We start from the raw sequence: 18,354 nt of genomic DNA on the forward strand, positions 1-18,354 counted from the left end.
TCGGCCCAGTGCCGGAGGGCGCGGGCTGCGCCCTCCGGCACTCTTGTCCTAGCGTCGTGCCCAGGTGTGCGGCGAAGCCTGCCGGGTGACGGACGGAGCCGCCGCATGACCACCCCCGCCGAACGCCGCCGCACCGGGCGGGCCGCCCGCGAGCGCGTCTCCCGCTCCGAGCACGGCCGGTGGATCCCGGCCGCGGACCGGCCGGACCCGCTCGGCGTGCTGGAGGCCCAGGGCGCGGACCGGGTCGCCCGGCTGCTGCCGATCCGCTACGGCCGGATGGCCGACAGCCCCTTCGGCTACCTGCGCGGCGCCGCCGCCGTGATGGCCGCCGACCTCGGGGCCGTCCCCGACACCGGGCTGACCGTCCAACTCTGCGGCGACGCCCACCTGTTGAACTTCGGGGTGTACGCCTCCCCGGAGCGCGCCCTGCTCTTCGACGTCAACGACTTCGACGAGACCCACCCCGGGCCCTTCGAGTGGGACGTCAAGCGCCTCGCCGCCAGCATCGTGGTCGCCGCCCGCGACCACGGCCAGGACGACGACCGGGCCCGGCGCGCCGCCCGTACCGCCGTCCGGGGCTACGCCGCCGCGATGCGCCGGCTGGCCGGGCTCGGCGAACTCGACGTCTGGTACAGCCGGATCGACACCGCCGAGCTGCTGCCGCTGATCCGCCGGACCGGGCGGCGCAAGGCCGTCGAGGCCGACCTCGCCCACGCCCGGCGCCGCACCAGCCTCCAGGCCTTCGGCAAGCTCACCGAGGAGCGGGACGGGCGGCGCCGGATCGTCAGCGCGCCGCCGCTGATCGAGGAGCTGAAGCGGAACGAACTGCGCGGCGTCGGCCAGGTGTTCAGCGACTACCGGGCCACCCTCGCCGAGGACCGGCGGGTCCTGCTGGACCGCTACCGCTTCGTGGACGCGGCGACGAAGGTGGTCGGCGTCGGCAGCGTCGGCACCCGCTGCTTCATCGTCCTGCTGGAGGGCCGGGACACCCGCGACCCGCTGTTCCTCCAGCTCAAGGAGGCCGGCCGGTCGGTGCTGGAGGACCACCTGCCGCCGGTCCGGCTGGACGCCGAGGTCGCCGCCCACCACGGCGGGCGCCGGGTGGTCACCGGGCAGCACCTGATGCAGGCCGCGAGCGACATCTTCCTCGGCTGGACCACCGGCCCCGCCGGGCGGCACTTCTACGGCCGCCAACTGCGCGACATGAAGGGCTCGGTGGAGGTCGGCGCGATGACCCCCGCCGGCCTGCGCGCCTACGCGGACCTGTGCGGGCGCGCCCTCGCCCGCGCCCACGCCCGCACCGGCGACCGCCTCGCCGTCGCCGGCTACCTGGGCGGCGCGGACACCTTCGCGGACGCCGTCGCCGACTTCGCCCTGCGGTACGCGGACCGGACGGCGGCCGACCACCGTCAGCTGGTCGAGGCGATCGCCACGGGCCGGGTCACGGCGACCCGGGGGGTGTGATCGCCGCGGGGCGTGCGAGGTCCGCCAGACGCTCCAACTGCTCGTACTGGCCCGCGAGGTCGAGCGCGCCGAGCCGGGCGACGAGGTGCTCGGCCCCCGCCTCGCGGTAGCGGCGCAGGGCGGCGGCGACCTGCTCGGGGGTGCCCATGGCGATGGCCTGGATCTGCATCACCTCCTCGAGCGGCAGGCCGTAGTTGGACCGGACGTAGGCGTCCATGGTGCGGCGGGCCGCCTCCGGGTCCGCGTCGATCCGGACGTTGACGAACAAGGCGGGGGTGACGGCGTCCGGGGCGCGTCCGGCCTCGCCGGCGGCCTTGCGGACGGCAGCGAGGCCGGTGGCGTAGTCGGCCGGTTCGGGCGGGTAGGGCAGCCAGCCGTCGTAATGGCGTCCGGTGCGGGCGAGCGCCGCCGGGGTCGCGCCGCCGAGCCAGATCGGCGGGCCGGACGGCCGGAACGGCACGGTGGCGGGCGGGAGGTCGGGGAAGGAATGGAACTCGCCGCGGAATTCGGTCGCCCCCGCCCAGAGCGCCCGCCAGAGCGCCACCGTCTCGTCCAGCCGGGCGAAGCGGCGCTCCCACGGCACCTGGGACAGCTCGTGCAGCGGCTGCCCGAAGCGGCCCGGGAAGCCCGCGCCGACCGCGACCGTCAGTCGTCCGCCGGAGAGCAGGTCCACCGAGGCGAGTGCCTGCGCGGCCTGCACCGGGCGGCGCAGCACCGGCAGCAGTGCGCCGGTGCCCAGCCGGATGTTCCCGGTCACCGGGGCGACCGCCGCCAGCATGGTGAGCGGTTCGATCCGCGGGGTGAGCAGGGAGTCGTTGACGAAGAGCGAGGTGAAGCCCGACTCCTCGGCGCGGCGGGCGAATCCGATCAGGTCGCGGGGGTCGCCGGCGGGCTGCCACTGGTCCCGGCCGGTGGGAAGGAATACTCCGATGTCCATGCCGTGGATCCTTCGTCTCGCTGTGAACGGGATCAATTCCCCCGGGGGAATGGCGGGCACCTCCCGGGTGCGGGTAGAAGTGGGGCGTGGACCTCCCCCAGGCGCTGCGCGAGCGCCGCATCGGCCGCCGGCTCAGCCAACTCGACCTCGCCACCCGCGCGGGCACCACCCAGCGGCACCTCAGCTTCATCGAGTCCGGCCGCTCCGTTCCCGGGCGCGGCATGGTGGTGCGCCTCGCCGAGTCGCTCGACCTGCCGCTGCGCGAACGCAATGAGCTGCTGCTGGCCGCCGGTTACGCCCCCGTCTACCCGGAGAGTCCGCTCGACGGGCCGCAGCTGGCGCCCGTCCGGGAGGCGATCGACCACCTGCTGGCCGGGCATCTGCCCTACCCTGCGCTGGTGGTGGACCGGCACGGTGACGTGGTCGCGGCCAACGAGGCGCTGGACGTGATCACGGCGGGCGCCGACCCGCGCCTGGTCGGGCCCGGTACCAACGCCTACCGGCTGGCCCTGCATCCGGACGGGCTGGCGCCGCGCATCCTCAACTTCGCCGCCTGGGCCCGGCACATCGTCGAACGCACCCGCCATCTCGGCGAACTGCACCGGGAGTTGAGCTCGTACGTGCCGCACGTCGCGGTGGGGGATCAGCACCTGGGCTTCGCCGTGCCGCTGGAGCTGCGGACCGAGCTCGGCGAGCTGCACCTGATGACGACGGTGACCACCTTCGCCACCGCCGTCGACGTCACGCTCGCCGAGCTGAAACTGGAGGCCTTCCTCCCGGCCGACGCCCGGACGGCGGAGCTGTTGCTCAGATCCCGGGGAACTGGTAGTCGGCGGTGATCCGTCCTTCGGCGTCCAGAACGACGAACTCCACTCCGCCGCCCGCCGGTTCACCGTCCGGTACGGACACCATCTCCCAGCTGAACCGGACGACGTCGCGCAGCCGCACGGCGTCCTGCCGCGCCCGGAAGGTGAACTCCCCGGGCGCCACGAACTCCTGGTACGCCCGGGCGACGCGGAACTCCAACTCCCGGTAGCCGCGCGCCTCCAGCACCGGCTCCGGGAAGCCGACCCGGGTGGCCTGCGCGCGGATCTCCTCCGGTGGGTGCACCAGGTGCACGCCGTCCTCGGTCCACAGCCGCTCGATGGCTTTGCGGCGTGCTCCGGCGTCCGGCTCCGTCCACAAGGCGGCGTAACGGTCGGCGAGTTGCTGGGCGGTGCTGGTCATCATCGACTCCTCGGAGGGCCAGGTCGGTTGCGGTGCGCCCCATCCTCGGCGCGGCGTCGCGGCCGGACAATTCCCGCCCGGGAATGACGGCCCCGCTGCTTCCGCTGCTCCCGCTGCTCCAGCCGGTCTCGCCGGTCTCGCCGGTCTCCGAGGGAGGACGAGGGGGCCGGACCGGCGGTGCGGTCAGCCGTGTGACCGCAGGCCGTCGAGGACCAGCTGGAGCAGGTGGTCGCGGCGCTCGGCCAGGGCCGGGGCCTGGTCACCGACCCAGCTCAGCGCGTTGGCGAGGGCGAAGAGGTCGACCGGCTCGACGTCCGGGCGGATCACGCCGTCCCGCTGGGCCGCGGCGAGCAGTCGGCCGCCGGCCCGCCGCATCCGCAGGCAGCTGCCGTGCAGGCCGGAGTCCGGGTCGTGCAGGGCGGCCAGCAGGGTGGCCGGGAGGTCGTGGAAGGCGCCGGCGCCGAGGACGAACTCGTGCAGCCAGTCGGCCAGCGCCGCTTCGGCGGACAGGTCGGCGGCGGCGAGGGTGTCGGCCCGGGTGGCGAGGTGGTCGAAGCGGCGGCCGAGCAGGGCCTCCAGCAGGTCCTCCCGGGTGGGGAAGTGCCGGTAGAGCGTGCCGAGGCCGATCCCCGCCCGCCGCGCGACGTCGCGCAGCGAGGCCTGGGTGCCCTGTTCGGCGACCACGGCGGCCGCCTCCGTCAGGATCCGGTCGCGGTTGCGCTGGGCGTCGGCGCGGGGGGCGCGCGGTTCGACGGGCATGGGTCTCCTCGCCATTGACAATCGGAGCACTGCTCCGGTTACTCTCTTCCGGAGCAGTGCTCCGGATTCTAGCCGGAGCCGTCCACGCCGCGCTGGGGGAGACACCATGGGGACCGTAACGACGATGAGGGCCGTCCGGCTGCACGCTTTCGGCGAGCCGGAGGTGCTGGTGCCCGAGGAGGTGCCGCGGCCGGTGCCCGGGCCCGGCGAGGTGCTGGTCCGGGTCCGGGCGGCGGGCGTCAACCCGCCCGACTGGTACGCGCGGCGGGGCTTCCCGAACATCCCCCGCGAACTGCGGCCCGCCTGGCAGCCGCCGCTGATCCTCGGCAGCGACGTCTCGGGCACGGTCGCGGAGCTCGGCGGCCCCGACACCGGGTGGAGCGTCGGGGACGAGGTCTTCGGGCTGATCCGGTTCCCCGGGCTCGCGTCCGGTTACGCCGAGTACGTCGTCGCCCCGGCCGAGGACCTCGCCCGCAAGCCGGCCGCCCTCGGACACGCCGAGGCCGCCGCCGTGCCGATGGCCGGACTGACCGCGTACCAGTTCCTGCACCGCCACCTGGGCTACCAGGGCGGCGGGCCCGCCGTGGTCGTCGGCGCGGCCGGCGGGGTCGGCCACTTCGCGCTCCAACTGCTGCGGCTGGCCGGGGCCGAGGAGGTCGTCGCGGTCGCCTCCGGGCGGCACGAGGCGTTCCTGCGCGGGCTCGGCGCCGACCGCTTCGTGGACTACACCCGCACCCCGGTCGCCGAAGCCGTCCGGGACGCCGACCTGCTCATCGACACCGTCGGCGGCCCCGACGCCCACCTGCTGCTGCCCGCGCTGCGCCGCGGCGGCCGGGTGGTGCCCGTCTACCTCGGCGACTACCGGCCCGAGCGGGCGGCCGAACTCGGTGTGGCGGTGAACGAGGGCGTCTGGCAGGTCCGCTCCAGCGGCAGCGACCTCGCCGACCTGGCCGCGCTGCTGGCGGACGGCCGGATCCGGGTCGCCCTGGACGGTGAGTACCCCCTGCACGAGGCCGCGGCCGCCCACCGCAGGGCCGAACAGGGGCACATCCAGGGCAAGATCGTCCTGCGCGTCGGCGACTGACCCCGGACGCCGCCGCGGACGGCGCGGCGGCCCTGGCCGCCGCCCCCGGTCACCCGGCCCGGCGGATCGGGGCCCACTTGTGACGACGGCGGGCCTCGGGCCCCGGGCGGCCGCCGTCGTCCGGGGCCCGAGGGGTCAGGGCACCAGCAGGTGCAGGGCCGCGCGCTGGAGGGTGACGTCGACGGGGAGGGCGGTGATGAACTCGCCGTCGGCGTAGGCGGTGATGCCGGGGGACTCGATCCGCAGCGACTCGGTGCGCAGGGTGGTGACCTCCGGGCGGGTGGTGTGGGTGCCCTTGAAGAGGGTGGGGAAGAAGCGGGCGATCCGCAGCCGGGGCATGGCGTCGACCAGGGTGACGTCGAGCAGGCCGTCGTCGGGGAGCGCGGCGGGGCAGATCAGCATGCCGCCGCCGTAGCTGCGGGTGTTGCCGATGGCGGCGAGGGTGAGGTCGCGTTCGATGACGGTGCCGTCGGCGAGGGTGATCCGGAACGGCAGGGGCCGCAGGTTGGCGAACTCGGCGAGGATGGCGAGGTTGTAGCGCATCCGGCCGCGGGGCCAGCGCAGCCGGTTGGCGCGGTCGCTGACCAGGGAGTCGAAGCCGCTGGCGAGGACGGAGCCGTACCAGCGGACGGCGCCGTCCGGGCCGGTGATCCGGCCGAGGTCGACGTCGCGGGTGCGTCCGGCCGCGATGACGTCGGCGGCGGCCTCGGGGTCGCCGATGGGCAGGCCGTACTCGCGGGCGTGGTCGTTGCCGGTGCCGGCGGGTATGACGCCGAGCGGGACGGCGGTGCCGGCGAGGGCCTGGAGGGCGAGGTTGACCATGCCGTCGCCGCCGACCACGGCCACCGCGTCGGCCCCGCCGGACGCCGCCTCGCGGGCGAGGCGGACGGCGTCGTCGGCGGAGCGCCCGGCCTGCGGATCGACCTCGATGCCGAGGGCGCGCAGGCGGGCGACGGCCCGGCGGGCGGCGGGTTCGGCGTGGCCGATGCCCGCCGCCGGGTTGGTGAGAACGGTGACCCTGCGGATGACGGTTCTCGCCGCGGTCACGGGATCAGCTTGCCGGGGTTGAGGATGCCCGCCGGGTCGAGTTCGGCCTTGACGGCGCGCAGGACGCGCACGCCGAGGTCGCCGATCTCGTCGGTCATCCAGGGCCGGTGGTCGGCGCCGACCGCGTGGTGGTGGGTGATGGTGCCGCCCGCGCGCAGGATGGCGTCGCCGGCGGCGCGCTTGGCGGCGCCCCAGCGGGTGAGCGGGTCCTCGCCGAGGGCGGCGACGACGGTGAAGTAGAGCGAGGCGCCGGTCGGGTAGACGTGCGAGATGTGGCACAGCACGAGCGAGCCGGGCAGGGCGGTGGTGAGGGCCTCGGTGACGGCGGTCCGCAGGTCGGCGAGCCCGCGCCAGCCGGCGGCGGTCTCCAGGGTCTCGCAGAGCGCGCCGGCGTTGAGCAGCGAGTCGCGCAGGTAGGGCGCGTTGAACCGGCCGTGCTCCCAGGCCCGGGCGGGTGCTTCGCCGAGCGAGGTGCCGCCGGCTGCGAGCAGGACCTCGCGGGTGAGGGCGTGCCGGGCGGCGACCTGCTCGGCGCTGCCCTCGAAGACGGTGACGGCGAGGCAGCCGCTGACGGCGGGGGCGCCGCCGATCTGTTCGGTCATGGCGAGGTTGATCATGGTCTCGGCCTCGTCGGAGAGCCGGATCACGGTGGGGCCGGTGCCCTGCTGCTCGACGGCGCGCAGCGCCGCCGTGCCGGTGGCGAAGTCGGGGAAGCTCCACGCCTCGTACGCCTTGACGGCGGGCAGCGGGTGAATGCGCAGGCGGACGGCGGTGATCACGCCGAGGGTGCCCTCGGAGCCGAGGAAGAGCTGGCGCAGGTCGGGGCCGGCGGCGGAGGCGGGGGCGCGACCGAGGTCGAGCGTCCCGGCGGGGGTGACCACCCGCAGGCCGCGGACCATGTCGTCGAAGCGCCCGTATCCGGCGGAGTCCTGGCCGGAGGAGCGGGTGGCGGCGAAGCCGCCGATGGTGGCGTAGCGGAAGCTCTGCGGGTAGTGGCCGAGTTCCCAGCCGCGCTCGGCGAGCAGGGCTTCGGCGGCCGGGCCGGTGAGGCCGGCGCCGAGGACGGCCTCGCCGGCGGTCTCGTCCAGGTCGAGCAGCTGGTCGAGGCGGCGCAGGTCGAGGGAGACGACGGCCCGCAGGCCGCCGCGCTCGGGGTCGAGGCCGCCGACGACGCTGGTGCCGCCGCCGAACGGGACGACGGCGAGGCGGCGTTCGGCGCAGACGGCGAGGACAGCGGCGATCTCGGCCTCGTCGCCGGGCAGCACGACGGCGTCGGGCGCGTCCTGTTCCCCGCGGCTGCGGCGGCGCAGCAGGTCGGGGGTGGACTTGCCGCCGGCCCGGGGCAGCCGGTCGGCGTCGGCGGCGCTGACATGCTCCGCGCCGACGGCGGCGGCGAGTGCCGTGACGTCCTCGGCGGTGATCCGGGTGGGGCGCAGCAGGACCTCGGCGGCGCTCGGCCCGGGGGCGGCGTCGCCGGTGACGCCGAGGGCGGCGGCGAGCAGCCCCTTGATGTCCGCGGACAGCTCCTTGGCGAGGGCCGGGTCGCCCCAGGCGTTCCACTTCATCGGGGGGAGCGGCAGCGCGGCTGCGGCCGCTCCCGCTTGCGTCTCAGGTGCCATGCGTTACAGTTTCACACATCATGTCAAGTAGTAACGCCACGGCCGGAGCGCCGCGCAGCACCGACGACGCGATCCTGGACGCCGCCGCCGACCTGGTCGTGCACCTCGGCGTCCGCCGCACCCAGCTGGCCGAGATCGCGCGCCGCGCCGGGGTCAGCCGCCCGACCGTCTACCGGCGCTGGCCGGACGTCCAGGCGGTGATCGGGGCGCTGCTCACCCGCGAGATCATGGCCACCCTGGACGGCACCCCGCTGGGCGAGCACGACCAGGACGCCCCGGTCGACCGGGAGACCTTCGTGGACCGGGTGGTCGAGGTCGCCGTCCGGCTGCGCGACCACCCCGTGCTCGGCGCCCTGCTCCACTCCGACGACTCCGACCTGCTGCTCCAGTACGTGGTGGAGCGGCTCGGCGCCAGCCAGCGCGGGCTGCTGGAGGCGCTGCGCACCGGCATCGAGCGCGGCCAGGCCGGCGGCTCGGTCCGCGCCGGGGAGCCGACCGAGCTGGCCGCCATGGTCCTGCTGATCGCCCAGTCCACCGTCCAGTCGCACCGCATGGTCGCCTCCCTGCTGCCCGAGGCGGCCTGGCGGCGCGAACTGGCCAGAGCGTTGAACGGATACCTCGCGCCATGACCCTCTCCGCAGGCCCGTACACCGGAACGGCCCGACTCGACGCCCGGCGACGGACGTTCGAGCTCGACGCGCTGGCCGACGACCCGCGGGTCGACCTGCTGGTGATCGGCGGCGGGGTCACCGGCGCCGGGGTGGCGCTGGACGCCGCCGCGCGCGGCCTGCGGACCGTCCTGGTCGAAGCCCGCGACCTCGCCTTCGGGACGAGCCGCTGGAGCTCCAAGCTGGTGCACGGCGGCCTGCGCTACCTCGCCTCCGGGCGGGTCAAGGTCGCCCGGGAGAGCGCCGTCGAACGCGGCGTGCTGATGACCCGCACCGCCCCGCACCTGGTCCGCGCCCTGCCCCAACTGGTGCCGCTGCTGCCCGACCTGCTGCGCCCCGGCCAGGCCGCGCTGATCCGTGCGGGCTTCCACGCCGGGGACGCGCTGCGGCTGAGCGCCGGGACGCCGGGCGCCCTGCTGCCCCGGGTCCGCCGGATCGACGCGGCCCGGACCAGGCAGCTGGTGCCGGGCGTGCGGACGGCCGGCCTGCGCGGCGCGCTGGTCGCCAACGACGGCCAACTCATCGACGACGCGCGGCTGGTGGTCGCCCTGGCGCGCACCGCCGCGCAGTACGGGGCGAGTGTGCTGACCCGGGTGCGGGCCGAGTCCGTCACCGGGACGTCGGCCCGGCTGGTCGACGCGCTGAGCGGCCAGTCGCTGACCGTCACGGCCGGCGCGGTGGTCAACGCCACCGGGGTGTGGGCCGGCGAGGTGGACACCTCGATCACGCTGCGCCCCAGCCGCGGCACCCACCTGCTGGTGGACGCCGCGACCCTCGGGTACCCGGTGGCCGCGCTCACGGTGCCGGTGCCCGGCTCGACCAGCCGCTTCGTCTTCGCGCTGCCGCAGCAGCTCGGCCGGGTCGCCGTCGGCCTGACCGACGAGGACGCCCCGGGCCCGGTCCCGGACGAGCCGCAGCCCACCGAGGCCGAGCTGGACTTCCTCCTGGACACTGTCAACGCGGCCCTCGCCACGGCGCTGACCAGGGCGGACGTGCGCGGCGCCTACGCAGGTCTGCGCCCGCTGATCGACACCGGGGGCGGGAACACCGCCGACATCTCCCGGGAGCACGCGGTGCTGGAGTCCCCGTCCGGGGTGGTCACCGTGGTCGGCGGCAAGCTCACCACCTACCGGCGGATGGCCCAGGACGCGGTGGACACCGCCGTCCGGCTGCGCGGCCTGCCCGCCCGCACCTGCTGGACGGTCCGGCTGCCGCTGGTCGGCGCCCCGGGCCACCGCGACAGCCGGCCGGTGCCGATCCAGGGGGTGCCCGCCTCGCTGGTCGCCCGGCACGGCGGACTGTCCCACGAGGTCGTCGCGGCAGGGGAGTTGACGCCGGTGGCGGAGGGCCTCGACATGACCCGGGCCGAGATCGCGTACGCCGTCACCCACGAGGGCGCGCTGGACGCGGCCGACGTGCTGGACCGGCGGACCAGGATCGGCCTGGTGGCGGAGGACGCCGAGCGGGCCCGGAAGGCGGTCGAGGAAGTCCTGGCGGAGACCGCCGCGGCGTAGCGGAGGCGGGGGACGGACGGCGCGACGGCCGGTGCGGCGGATCCGCCGCACCGGCCGTCATCGTGTGCGCGGGGTCCGTCAGGACTCGCGCTTGAGCGGCGCCTGGAGGTTCCAGAGCCGCCCGTCGGGGTCGCGGACGGTGGCCAGCCTGGTCCCGAAGTGGGTGTCCTCGAACGGGGTCACCACCTCGACGGCGTCGCCGGCCCGGAACGCGTCGGCGTCGGCGACCTTGAGCACCGGCTGGAGCGGCGTCCCGCGGTCGGCGGGGACCTCGGCGACGAAGAGGGTCGGGCCGTCGCCGTTGCGCAGCTGCCCGGAGTTGTGGTCGGTCTCGAACTCCAGCTGGTAGCCGAGGCTCTGGAAGAACTTCACGGACTTGCCCCAGTTGTGGGTCTCGATGAACACGGCTTCGATGCCTTCGGTCGTCATCTCAGTTCTCCTCGCTGGATCCGGTGGACGGTTGCCCGGTGGTGGGGGCGTCGAGGTAGGCGCGCAGCGCCGCGGCGACCAGCGCCGAGAGCGACAGCTCCTCCTCGATGGCGCGGAACTTCACCTGCTTGATCAGCTCGATCGGCAGGTACACGTTGAACTGCTTCACATCCTCGTTTCCCACGACAAGGATGCTAACACCATAGCTTGCTAGCATGGTAGCCGCGAGGGGATTCCGGGCGGTGCAGCGCGGGTTCAGCGCGCGGTGCGCTCCGGCATCGGGTGTTCGGCGCCCGCGAGCTCCAGCACGCAGGCCAGCGGGTGCTCCGCCCGGCCCGTCCGGTCCAGCCGGACGGCCAGCGGCCGCGGCGGCTCCTCGGCGAGTTGCCCGGACAGGGTCAGCGGATAGCCGCCGTGGCCGTGGACGCGGTGGAAGGCGCACTCCTTGCCGTCCACCAGCAGTTCGGTCTCGGTGATCCAGCCGGAGCGGACGTTGACGGTGACCGAGTGTCCGTCCCGGTCGAGGTGGAAGCTGTACCGCTGGCGCATGGGAACCTCCCGCGAGGGCCTCGGAGCGGGGGCGGCCCGGGGATCCATCGCCAGTCTAGGGCGGCCGTACCCTCCCGGCGCTCCGGCCGGTACGGTGATCGGTGTGCGGACGGATCGGGGCCGGGGGTGATCGGTTCCCGCTCCGGCCCCTGAGAAATCCCCGGGGCGGGGCCCGCCCGCAGGCGGATTCTCGTGATCTCTACAGTGTTGTAGATTCGTCCGCAGGGAGAGATCCGAGGAGGGCATTGTGGGAGTTTCGCTGGCCAAGGGCGGCAACGTCTCGCTGAGCAAGGAGGCGCCCGGTCTGAGCGCCGTGATCGTGGGTCTCGGCTGGGACGTTCGCACCACCACCGGGGCCGACTACGACCTGGACGCCAGTGCGCTGCTGTGCAACGCGCTCGGCAAGGTGGTCTCGGACCAGCACTTCGTCTTCTTCAACAACCTGCGCAGCCCCGAGGGTTCGGTCGAGCACAGCGGCGACAACCTGACCGGTGGCGGCGACGGCGACGACGAGCAGATCAAGGTCGACCTCGCCCGGGTGCCGGCCGACGTCGCCAAGGTGGTCTTCCCGGTGTCGATCTACGACGCCGACGCCCGGCTGCAGAACTTCGGCCAGGTCCGCAACGCCTTCATCCGGATCATCAACCAGGCCAACGGCCAGGAGATCGCCCGGTACGACCTCACCGAGGACGCCTCGACCGAGACCGCGATGGTCTTCGGCGAGCTGTACCGCAACGGCGCCGAGTGGAAGTTCCGTGCCATAGGCCAGGGTTACGCCTCCGGCCTGCGCGGCATCGCCACCGACTACGGCGTGAACGTCTGATCCTCTGCACCATCCCCACGAGGGCGGGTCGGCTCAGCCGGCCCGCCCGAGTGCGTGTCCGCCGAACCCTCCGCCGCCGCCGAGCTGGCCCCGCCACCATTCGGCCATGGCCGGCTCGTCCATGGCCGACCAGTCCGGCGCCCCGGTGACCTGCGCCCGGCCCAGCGTCCGGCCCAGGTTCACCAACTCCAGCCCGGCCGCGCTCCGTTCGAGGTCGTATGCGGCCAGCAGCGGCGCCCAGGTGTCGCCGCCGAGCCGCCGTCCGGCCTGCTCGAAGGCGTGGGCGTCCTGCAGCGCCTTCACCGCGCCGCTGGTGTTGTGGGGGCGGACGACGGTCGCCGCGTCCCCGCCGATCAGCAGCCGCCCGGCGGTGCGGCGCGGGGTCGCCAGATCGTAGACGGGCTGCAGCAGGGTGCGTTCGCGCGGGGTCAGCGCGATCACGCCGGCCCAGTACGGCGGCAGCTGCCGCGCGGCGAACTCCCGCATGGCGTCCAGTTGTTCGTCGGTGAGGGTGCCCGCGGCGACGGCGGTCGGGCCGTCCAGCCGGAGCCAGTGCGGGGTGGGGGCGTAGAAGACCCAGTTCACCTGGGTGCTGCCCGGGGCGAGTCCGGGGATGCGGTAGAGCACGACCTGGCCGCCGGGGTAGCAGACGGTGGCGCACTCCTCCTCCGGCCAGGCCGCGGCCCCGCCGGGCAGTGCGTCCAGCCGCGCGGAGTCGTAGCTGCCGCGCCAGCACACGTAGCCCGCGTACTCGGGCTCGGCCTGCGGGCAGACCGCCGCCCGGACCACCGAGCGGTAGCCGTCCGCGCCGATCACCAGGTCGTACGGGGTGCGGGTGCCGTCGGCCTGCTCCGTCCAGGCGCCGTCCCGGTCGTCGCCGACCGCGGTGACGGTGGTGCCCGGCCGGTACTCCACCGACTCCGGCGCCTGCTCGCGCAGGGTCTGCCAGAGCACCGCCCAGTGGTGGGAGTGGAACGGGAAGGGCTGGAGCCAGAGCGTCCGCCCCCGTCCGTGCCGGCCGTCGCCCTCGCCGGCCGGCCCGCGGGCCGTCCAGCGGCGCACGGTGAGCCGGTGGCGGCGGGTGTCCGGCGCGAGGTGGCCGGCGTCGACCAGTTCGGCGAACCGGTCGTTGTGGGTGCAGATCCCCAGGCCGCGGTCCTCCAGCCGGCCCGGGCTGCGCTCCAGCACCACGACCCGCTCCGCGCCCAGCCGGGCCGCCGCCCCCGCGAAGGCGCTTCCGGCGATGCTGCCGCCGACCACGGCGACCGCTCCACCCCGCATGGTCCGTCCCCTCTCGCCGGGCCCCGGGAGGCCGGGAAGGGTCTTCCGTGCCTGTTGCCCCGGGAGTCGACGATACGCGGCGCGGGCCCGCCCCGGGGGCGGTACGGCCGCTCCGGCGCGGCCTCCGGAAGCCGGGCTATGCAACTAGTTGCATAGCGCCGCGAGTGTCCCCTACTCTGCGGTAACAATCCGGGAGACACCTCCCGCCGGCCGCCCCCACAGGAGACGTCGATGAGCTCGACCCCCGGCAGCAGCCGCTACCCGCACCTGCTCAGCCCCCTCGACCTCGGCTTCACCACCCTGCCCAACCGGGTGATCATGGGCTCGATGCACGTCGGCCTGGAGGAGGCCCCGGGCGGCTACCGGCGGATGGCCGCGTTCTACGCCGAACGCGCCCGCGGCGGCGTCGGCCTGATCGTCACCGGCGGCATCGCCCCCAACGAGGCCGGACGCCCCTGGGACGGCGGCGCCATGCTGACCACCGAGGCGGAGGCCGACGAGCACCGGGTGGTCACCGACGCGGTGCACGCCGCCGGCGGGAAGATCGCCCTGCAGATCCTGCACTTCGGCCGCTACGCCTACCACCGCGACCTCGTCGCCCCCAGCGCCCTCCAGGCCCCGATCAGCCCCTTCGTGCCCAACGAGCTCACCGCCGAGCAGATCGAGCAGACCATCGAGGACTTCGCCCGCTGCGCCGGACTCGCCCGCCGGGCCGGCTACGACGGCGTCGAGATCATGGGCTCCGAGGGCTACCTGATCAACGAATTCGTCGTCGCCGCCACCAACCACCGCGAGGACGAGTGGGGCGGGCCCTACGAGCGGCGGATGCGCTTCCCGGTCGAGATCGTCCGCCGGGTCCGCGAACGGGTCGGCGAGGACTTCATCATCGTCTACCGGCTCTCCATGCTCGACCTGGTCCCCGGCGGCTCCACCCTCGACGAGGTGGTCCAGCTCGCCCAGGCCGTCGAGGCCGCGGGCGCGACCATCATCAACACCGGCATCGGCTGGCACGAGGCCCGCATCCCGACCATCGCCACCTCCGTCCCGCGTGGCGCCTTCGGCTGGGTCACCGAGCGCGTGATGGGCCGGGTCGGCATCCCGCTGGTCACCACCAACCGCATCAACACCCCTGAGATCGCCGAGCAGTTGCTCGCCGAGGGCAAGGCCGACCTGGTGTCGATGGCCCGCCCGCTGCTCGCCGACGCCGACTTCGTCGCCAAGGCCCGCGAGGACCGCGCCGACTCCATCAACACCTGCATCGGCTGCAACCAGGCCTGCCTGGACCACACCTTCAACCTCCAGATCACCTCCTGCCTGGTCAACCCGCGCGCCTGCCACGAGACCGAACTCGTCCTCGCCCCGACCAAGTTGCGCAAGTCCGTCGGCGTCGTCGGGGCCGGCCCGGCCGGCCTCGCCCTCGCCGTCTCCGCCGCCGAACGCGGCCACGCCGTCACGCTGTACGACGCCGCCGAGAGCGTCGGCGGGCAGCTGAACATCGCCCGGCGGATCCCCGGCAAGGAGGAGTTCAACGAGACGCTGCGCTACTACCGCACCCGGCTGGCCGAGTTGGGCGTCACGCTGCGCCTCGGCGCCGTCGTGACCGCCGAGCAGCTCGCCGCCGAGGGCTTCGACGAGGTCGTCCTCGCCACCGGCGTCACGCCCCGAACTCCCGCCGACATCCCGGGAATCGACCACCCCAGCGTGCTCGGCTACCTGGATGTGCTGCGCGACGGCGCGCCCGTCGGCGAGCGCGTCGCGATCCTCGGCGCGGGCGGCATCGGCTTCGACGTCGCCGAGTTCCTCACCGACCAGGGCGACCAGGCCAGCCTCAACCCGCCCGTGTTCCAGGCCAAGTGGGGCATCGACCCGGAGTACCGCGAGCGCGGCGGCCTGCGCGCGCCCGAGCGGCCGACGCCCCCGCGCAGCGTCCACCTGCTGCAGCGAAAGACCGGCAAGGTCGGCGCCGGGCTCGGCAAGACCACCGGCTGGATCCACCGCACCGAGCTCAAGCACCGCGGCGTCACCATGGTCGCCGGTGCCACCTACGACCTGATCGACGACGCCGGGCTGCACTACACCGTTGACGGCGAACGCCAACTCCTGCCCGTGGACACCGTGGTGCTCTGCACCGGACAGGAGCCGCGCCGCGACCTGGAGGCGGCGCTGCGCGAGCGCGGCCTGTCCGTCCACGTGATCGGCGGCGCGGACGTGGCCGCCGAACTGGACGCCAAGCGGGCCATCAAGCAGGGGACGGAACTGGCCGCCGCCCTCTGACACCGGGTGGCCGGGGGGCTACCCGGCGTACCGGGCCCGCGGCGCCGCGCCGCGGGCCCGCCGGCCTGTTCCTGTGCCTGTCCCTGTCCCTGTCCTTGTGCCTGTCCATGTCCCTCTGATGTGACCTGACCTGCGAGGACGTCCGCCCGCGCGCTCGGCCCGGGCCCCGGTGGGACACTGGTGCCCTGTCCCTGCCCGACCTCTCGACCGGGGGCCAGCATGTCCCTCCCGAGGACTCTCCACGCCCTCGCCGCCGCGGCCCTCGTCGCAGCGGCCGCCCTGGGCCCGGCCGGATCCGCGGGCGCCGCCGGTGCGGGCGTCGCCGCCGGTGCCGCGTCCGCGCCGGTGCTGCCCTCCGCCGACCAGCTGAAGTCCGCGCTGCTCACCGCGAACGACGTCGGGCCCGGCTACACCGAGGCCCCCGTCACCGGCAGCCCCAGCCCGAGCGAGAACCCCACCCCCGTCAGCGGCTGCGACGCGCTCAACGCCCTGATCACCATGCACGCCACCGCGCCCGGCCCGGCGACCCCGCACGCGGAGACCGAACTCGACGGCCCGGACGGCAATCCGATGGTGACCGAGTCCCTCGCGGCCGAGGACTCCGCCCGGCTCGCCGCGGACTTCGCCACCGTCACCGACGCGTTCAAGACCTGCCACACCATCACCTTCAACGCCGGCATCGGGGACTCCGTGACCTTCACCGTCACCCCCGTCACCCTCGGCGACCGCCAGGACGCCCCCGCCGTCCGTCTCGACGGCACCCTGGCCGGCGTCCAGCTCAGCGCCTTCCTCGGCGTCGAACGCTTCGGCACCGTCGGCATGGCCTACGGCTTCTTCCAACGCCAGGGCGCCGACTCCCAGACCGCCTCGATGCAGTACCGCACCGCCGTCGCCAAGGTCGAACGCACCCTCGGCACCACCGCGGGCAGCACCACCCCGCCCACCGCCACCGCCACCCAGGGGATATCGGTCTGACCGCCCCGGGACGCGCGGCGGCCCCCGTCGAGCGGTGTGCTCGACGGGGGCCGCCGCACGGTCGGTCAGCAACAGCCGGCTCGGGCCCGCGACCGGCTCGGGGCGGGCGGCCGCACCCCCGTGGCGGCCGCCCGTCGTCCCGTCACGGCACGAGTCCCGTCACGGCAGGAGTCCCGTCACGGCAGGAACTTGACCTCCGGGAACTTCGGCGAGGGCCCGTCGAGGAGCGGGCTGCGGCGGTGCCGGAGGTGGCGGTCGAAGAAGGCGAGCGGGTAGGACTGCTGGATGCGGGCCGAGCGGTCGGCGGGCAGGGTGCCGACCATCTGCTGGATCTGCGCGTCGGGGATGCCGAGCAGCTTGCCGACCTGGGGCATCAGGACGGCGGCGTCCTCGTAGGAGAGGTGGCGGACGCCGTCGGCCTGGATGTTGAGGTGCCAGCCGTGCAGGTGGTTCCAGAAGGTGACGGCGTCCGGATTCTGGTTGCGGCCGAACTCGGCGGTGAGCATCATGAACGGCCGGTCGAGGTCGGTGACGGTGATCGCCGCCATCGGGCCGTCGATGGCGAGGCCGGCCCGGACGCGCCGGTCGGCCATGATGACGGCGGCGGTGGCCGAGCCGCCCTTGGACCAGCCGAACATGCCGACGTCCATCGGGTCGGGGGCGCCGAGGAGGCCCTCGGGGAGGGTCTTGCCGTCGACGTCGGGGTTGCGGCCGGCGGCGAGTTCCTCGACGCAGTCGAGGACGAACCGGGCGTCGGCGGCGCAGTCGTTCGGGCTGATCCTGGGCGCGCCCTCGATCCACGGGGTGAGCACCCTGCCGTCGGGGAACTCGGTGAAGGCGTCCCAGGTGTGGTCGACGGTGACCACGATGTAGCCGTGGCTGGCGAGTTCCTGGACGACCACGGTGTTGACGGCCCGGTGGGCGTGGGCGCCGTGCGAGTAGACGATGACGGGCAGCCGGTGGCCGGGCCGGTGGACGGGTGCGCCCAGGCGTGCCGCGGTGAGCGGGCCGGCGGTGATCGGGAGCTGGTAGCCGGCGTCGTCCAGGAAGGCCTTGAGCGCGCCGTCGGACAGCCAGGGGGCGAGCGGGAGCTCCTCGGCCTTCCGGGCGGGGTACCAGACGGCGGCCATCAGTTCGCGGAAGCGGCCGGGGCCGGCGAAGGGGTCCGGCCGGGAGGCGTCGCGCAAGTGCAGGGCGACCGTGCCGATGCGGTGCGGGCCGGTGGGCTCGGGCAGGGTGATCCGGGCGGGCGTGCCGCTCGGGGCGGCGGGTGAGGTGGGCGCGGTGGGTGACGTGACCGCGGTGGGGGTGGCCGCCAGGGCGGTGGAGGCCAGGCCGAGCGGGGCGGCGGCGCCCAGGGCCAGTGCGGTGCCCAGCATGCGACGGCGGGTCAGTCCGGTGGGGCCGGTGAACGGCGTGGTGTCCATGCGCGGAACGCTGTCACGGGGCGCGGGGGAGCGGCATCAGCCCGGTGACTGATCTCCCGGCCGGGCGCATTGGCCCACGGGTTTACATCCCCGGGCTGATGCGCCCGGGCGGGCGTGAAAGAGGACCGGTAGCGAAAAGGGCCGGGCGTGAAAAGGGTCGGGAGTGGGAAGTCGGCCGAGCCGACTTCCCAAAAACCCGAGTATCGGGGCGGCGCGGGCCGCGGACCCGCCGATGAAGAAAAACGCCGAGGCGGGGCAGCGGGGGGAGGGGTGAGGA

18 protein-coding genes are annotated in these 18,354 nt (G+C 74.7%); 8 read left to right on the top strand and 10 right to left on the bottom strand.

Translation table 11 applies throughout. The features are described from left to right. Window positions 1–105 precede the first annotated feature (105 nt). Window positions 106–1,464: a DUF2252 domain-containing protein gene (locus ABTY61_RS31195; protein WP_350508466.1), complete on the top strand. Its 1,359-nt coding sequence runs from the start codon at window positions 106–108 to the stop codon at window positions 1,462–1,464. Here the strand turns inward: ABTY61_RS31195 and ABTY61_RS31200 are convergent. Further along, window positions 1,442–2,401 carry an LLM class flavin-dependent oxidoreductase gene (locus ABTY61_RS31200; protein ID WP_350508467.1) on the bottom strand — a complete coding sequence of 320 codons (960 nt, stop codon included), beginning with the start codon at window positions 2,399–2,401 and terminating at the stop codon, window positions 1,442–1,444. The two genes, ABTY61_RS31195 and ABTY61_RS31200, sit on opposite strands and share 23 nt — an antisense overlap. An 86-nt stretch (window positions 2,402–2,487) precedes the next feature. Here ABTY61_RS31200 and ABTY61_RS31205 point away from each other — a divergent pair, with 86 nt between their 5' ends. Further along, window positions 2,488–3,240, top strand: coding sequence for a helix-turn-helix domain-containing protein (locus tag ABTY61_RS31205; RefSeq protein ID WP_350508468.1), 753 nt, complete (start codon window positions 2,488–2,490; stop codon window positions 3,238–3,240). On the opposite strand, the gene ABTY61_RS31210 is transcribed toward ABTY61_RS31205, so the two are convergent. Next, entirely contained in the window at window positions 3,209–3,628 is a 420-nt protein-coding gene (locus ABTY61_RS31210; RefSeq protein ID WP_350508469.1) for a hypothetical protein, read from the bottom strand. The genes ABTY61_RS31205 and ABTY61_RS31210 overlap by 32 nt on opposite strands. Before the next feature lie 183 nt (window positions 3,629–3,811). Beyond that, window positions 3,812–4,387 (bottom strand): TetR/AcrR family transcriptional regulator, encoded by a 576-nt coding sequence (locus ABTY61_RS31215; protein WP_350508470.1) that lies wholly within the window; start codon window positions 4,385–4,387, stop codon window positions 3,812–3,814. Window positions 4,388–4,493: 106 nt separating this feature from the next. On the opposite strand from ABTY61_RS31215, the gene ABTY61_RS31220 reads away from it, so the two are divergent. Then, complete coding sequence (locus ABTY61_RS31220; protein WP_350508471.1) at window positions 4,494–5,471, top strand: NADP-dependent oxidoreductase; 978 nt, start codon at window positions 4,494–4,496, stop codon at window positions 5,469–5,471. A gap of 135 nt (window positions 5,472–5,606) precedes the next feature. On the opposite strand, the gene ABTY61_RS31225 is transcribed toward ABTY61_RS31220, so the two are convergent. After that, entirely contained in the window at window positions 5,607–6,518 is a 912-nt protein-coding gene (locus ABTY61_RS31225) for a diacylglycerol kinase (protein WP_350508472.1), read from the bottom strand. Next, entirely contained in the window at window positions 6,515–8,137 is a 1,623-nt protein-coding gene (locus tag ABTY61_RS31230) for an FAD-binding oxidoreductase (RefSeq protein WP_350508473.1), read from the bottom strand. Before ABTY61_RS31230 ends, ABTY61_RS31225 begins: the two co-directional genes overlap by 4 nt. A gap of 20 nt (window positions 8,138–8,157) precedes the next feature. Here ABTY61_RS31230 and ABTY61_RS31235 point away from each other — a divergent pair, with 20 nt between their 5' ends. Next, window positions 8,158–8,766: a TetR/AcrR family transcriptional regulator gene (locus ABTY61_RS31235; protein WP_350508474.1), complete on the top strand. Its 609-nt coding sequence runs from the start codon at window positions 8,158–8,160 to the stop codon at window positions 8,764–8,766. Beyond that, a complete protein-coding gene (locus tag ABTY61_RS31240; protein WP_350508475.1) occupies window positions 8,763–10,319 on the top strand; it encodes a glycerol-3-phosphate dehydrogenase/oxidase in 1,557 nt (518 codons plus the stop codon). Before ABTY61_RS31235 ends, ABTY61_RS31240 begins: the two co-directional genes overlap by 4 nt. A gap of 78 nt (window positions 10,320–10,397) precedes the next feature. Here the strand turns inward: ABTY61_RS31240 and ABTY61_RS31245 are convergent, their stop codons facing one another. The 3 genes from ABTY61_RS31245 to ABTY61_RS31255 form a co-directional block, all read right to left on the bottom strand. Beyond that, a complete protein-coding gene (locus ABTY61_RS31245; RefSeq protein ID WP_350508476.1) occupies window positions 10,398–10,748 on the bottom strand; it encodes a VOC family protein in 351 nt (116 codons plus the stop codon). Between the two features lies 1 nt (window position 10,749). After that, a complete protein-coding gene (locus ABTY61_RS31250) occupies window positions 10,750–10,932 on the bottom strand; it encodes a CopG family transcriptional regulator (RefSeq protein WP_350508477.1) in 183 nt (60 codons plus the stop codon). A gap of 71 nt (window positions 10,933–11,003) precedes the next feature. Next, window positions 11,004–11,297: a hypothetical protein gene (locus ABTY61_RS31255; protein ID WP_350508478.1), complete on the bottom strand. Its 294-nt coding sequence runs from the start codon at window positions 11,295–11,297 to the stop codon at window positions 11,004–11,006. Between the two features lie 247 nt (window positions 11,298–11,544). On the opposite strand from ABTY61_RS31255, the gene ABTY61_RS31260 reads away from it, so the two are divergent. Beyond that, window positions 11,545–12,120 (top strand): TerD family protein, encoded by a 576-nt coding sequence (locus ABTY61_RS31260; protein WP_350508479.1) that lies wholly within the window; start codon window positions 11,545–11,547, stop codon window positions 12,118–12,120. Window positions 12,121–12,153: 33 nt separating this feature from the next. On the opposite strand, the gene ABTY61_RS31265 is transcribed toward ABTY61_RS31260, so the two are convergent. Then, window positions 12,154–13,401 carry an FAD binding domain-containing protein gene (locus tag ABTY61_RS31265; RefSeq protein ID WP_350508480.1) on the bottom strand — a complete coding sequence of 416 codons (1,248 nt, stop codon included), beginning with the start codon at window positions 13,399–13,401 and terminating at the stop codon, window positions 12,154–12,156. Window positions 13,402–13,632: 231 nt separating this feature from the next. Here ABTY61_RS31265 and ABTY61_RS31270 point away from each other — a divergent pair, with 231 nt between their 5' ends. Continuing rightward, window positions 13,633–15,675, top strand: coding sequence for an oxidoreductase (locus ABTY61_RS31270; RefSeq protein ID WP_350508481.1), 2,043 nt, complete (start codon window positions 13,633–13,635; stop codon window positions 15,673–15,675). A 219-nt stretch (window positions 15,676–15,894) separates the two neighbouring features. After that, window positions 15,895–16,650, top strand: a complete 756-nt coding sequence (locus ABTY61_RS31275) for a hypothetical protein (protein WP_350508482.1) — start codon at window positions 15,895–15,897, stop codon at window positions 16,648–16,650. Between the two features lie 176 nt (window positions 16,651–16,826). On the opposite strand, the gene ABTY61_RS31280 is transcribed toward ABTY61_RS31275, so the two are convergent. Continuing rightward, window positions 16,827–18,077 (bottom strand): alpha/beta hydrolase family protein, encoded by a 1,251-nt coding sequence (locus ABTY61_RS31280; RefSeq protein WP_350508483.1) that lies wholly within the window; start codon window positions 18,075–18,077, stop codon window positions 16,827–16,829. Window positions 18,078–18,354 lie beyond the last annotated feature (277 nt).

The sequence above is a fragment of the Kitasatospora sp. NPDC096128 genome, assembly GCF_040303105.1.
GTDB lineage: Bacteria > Actinomycetota > Actinomycetes > Streptomycetales > Streptomycetaceae > Kitasatospora.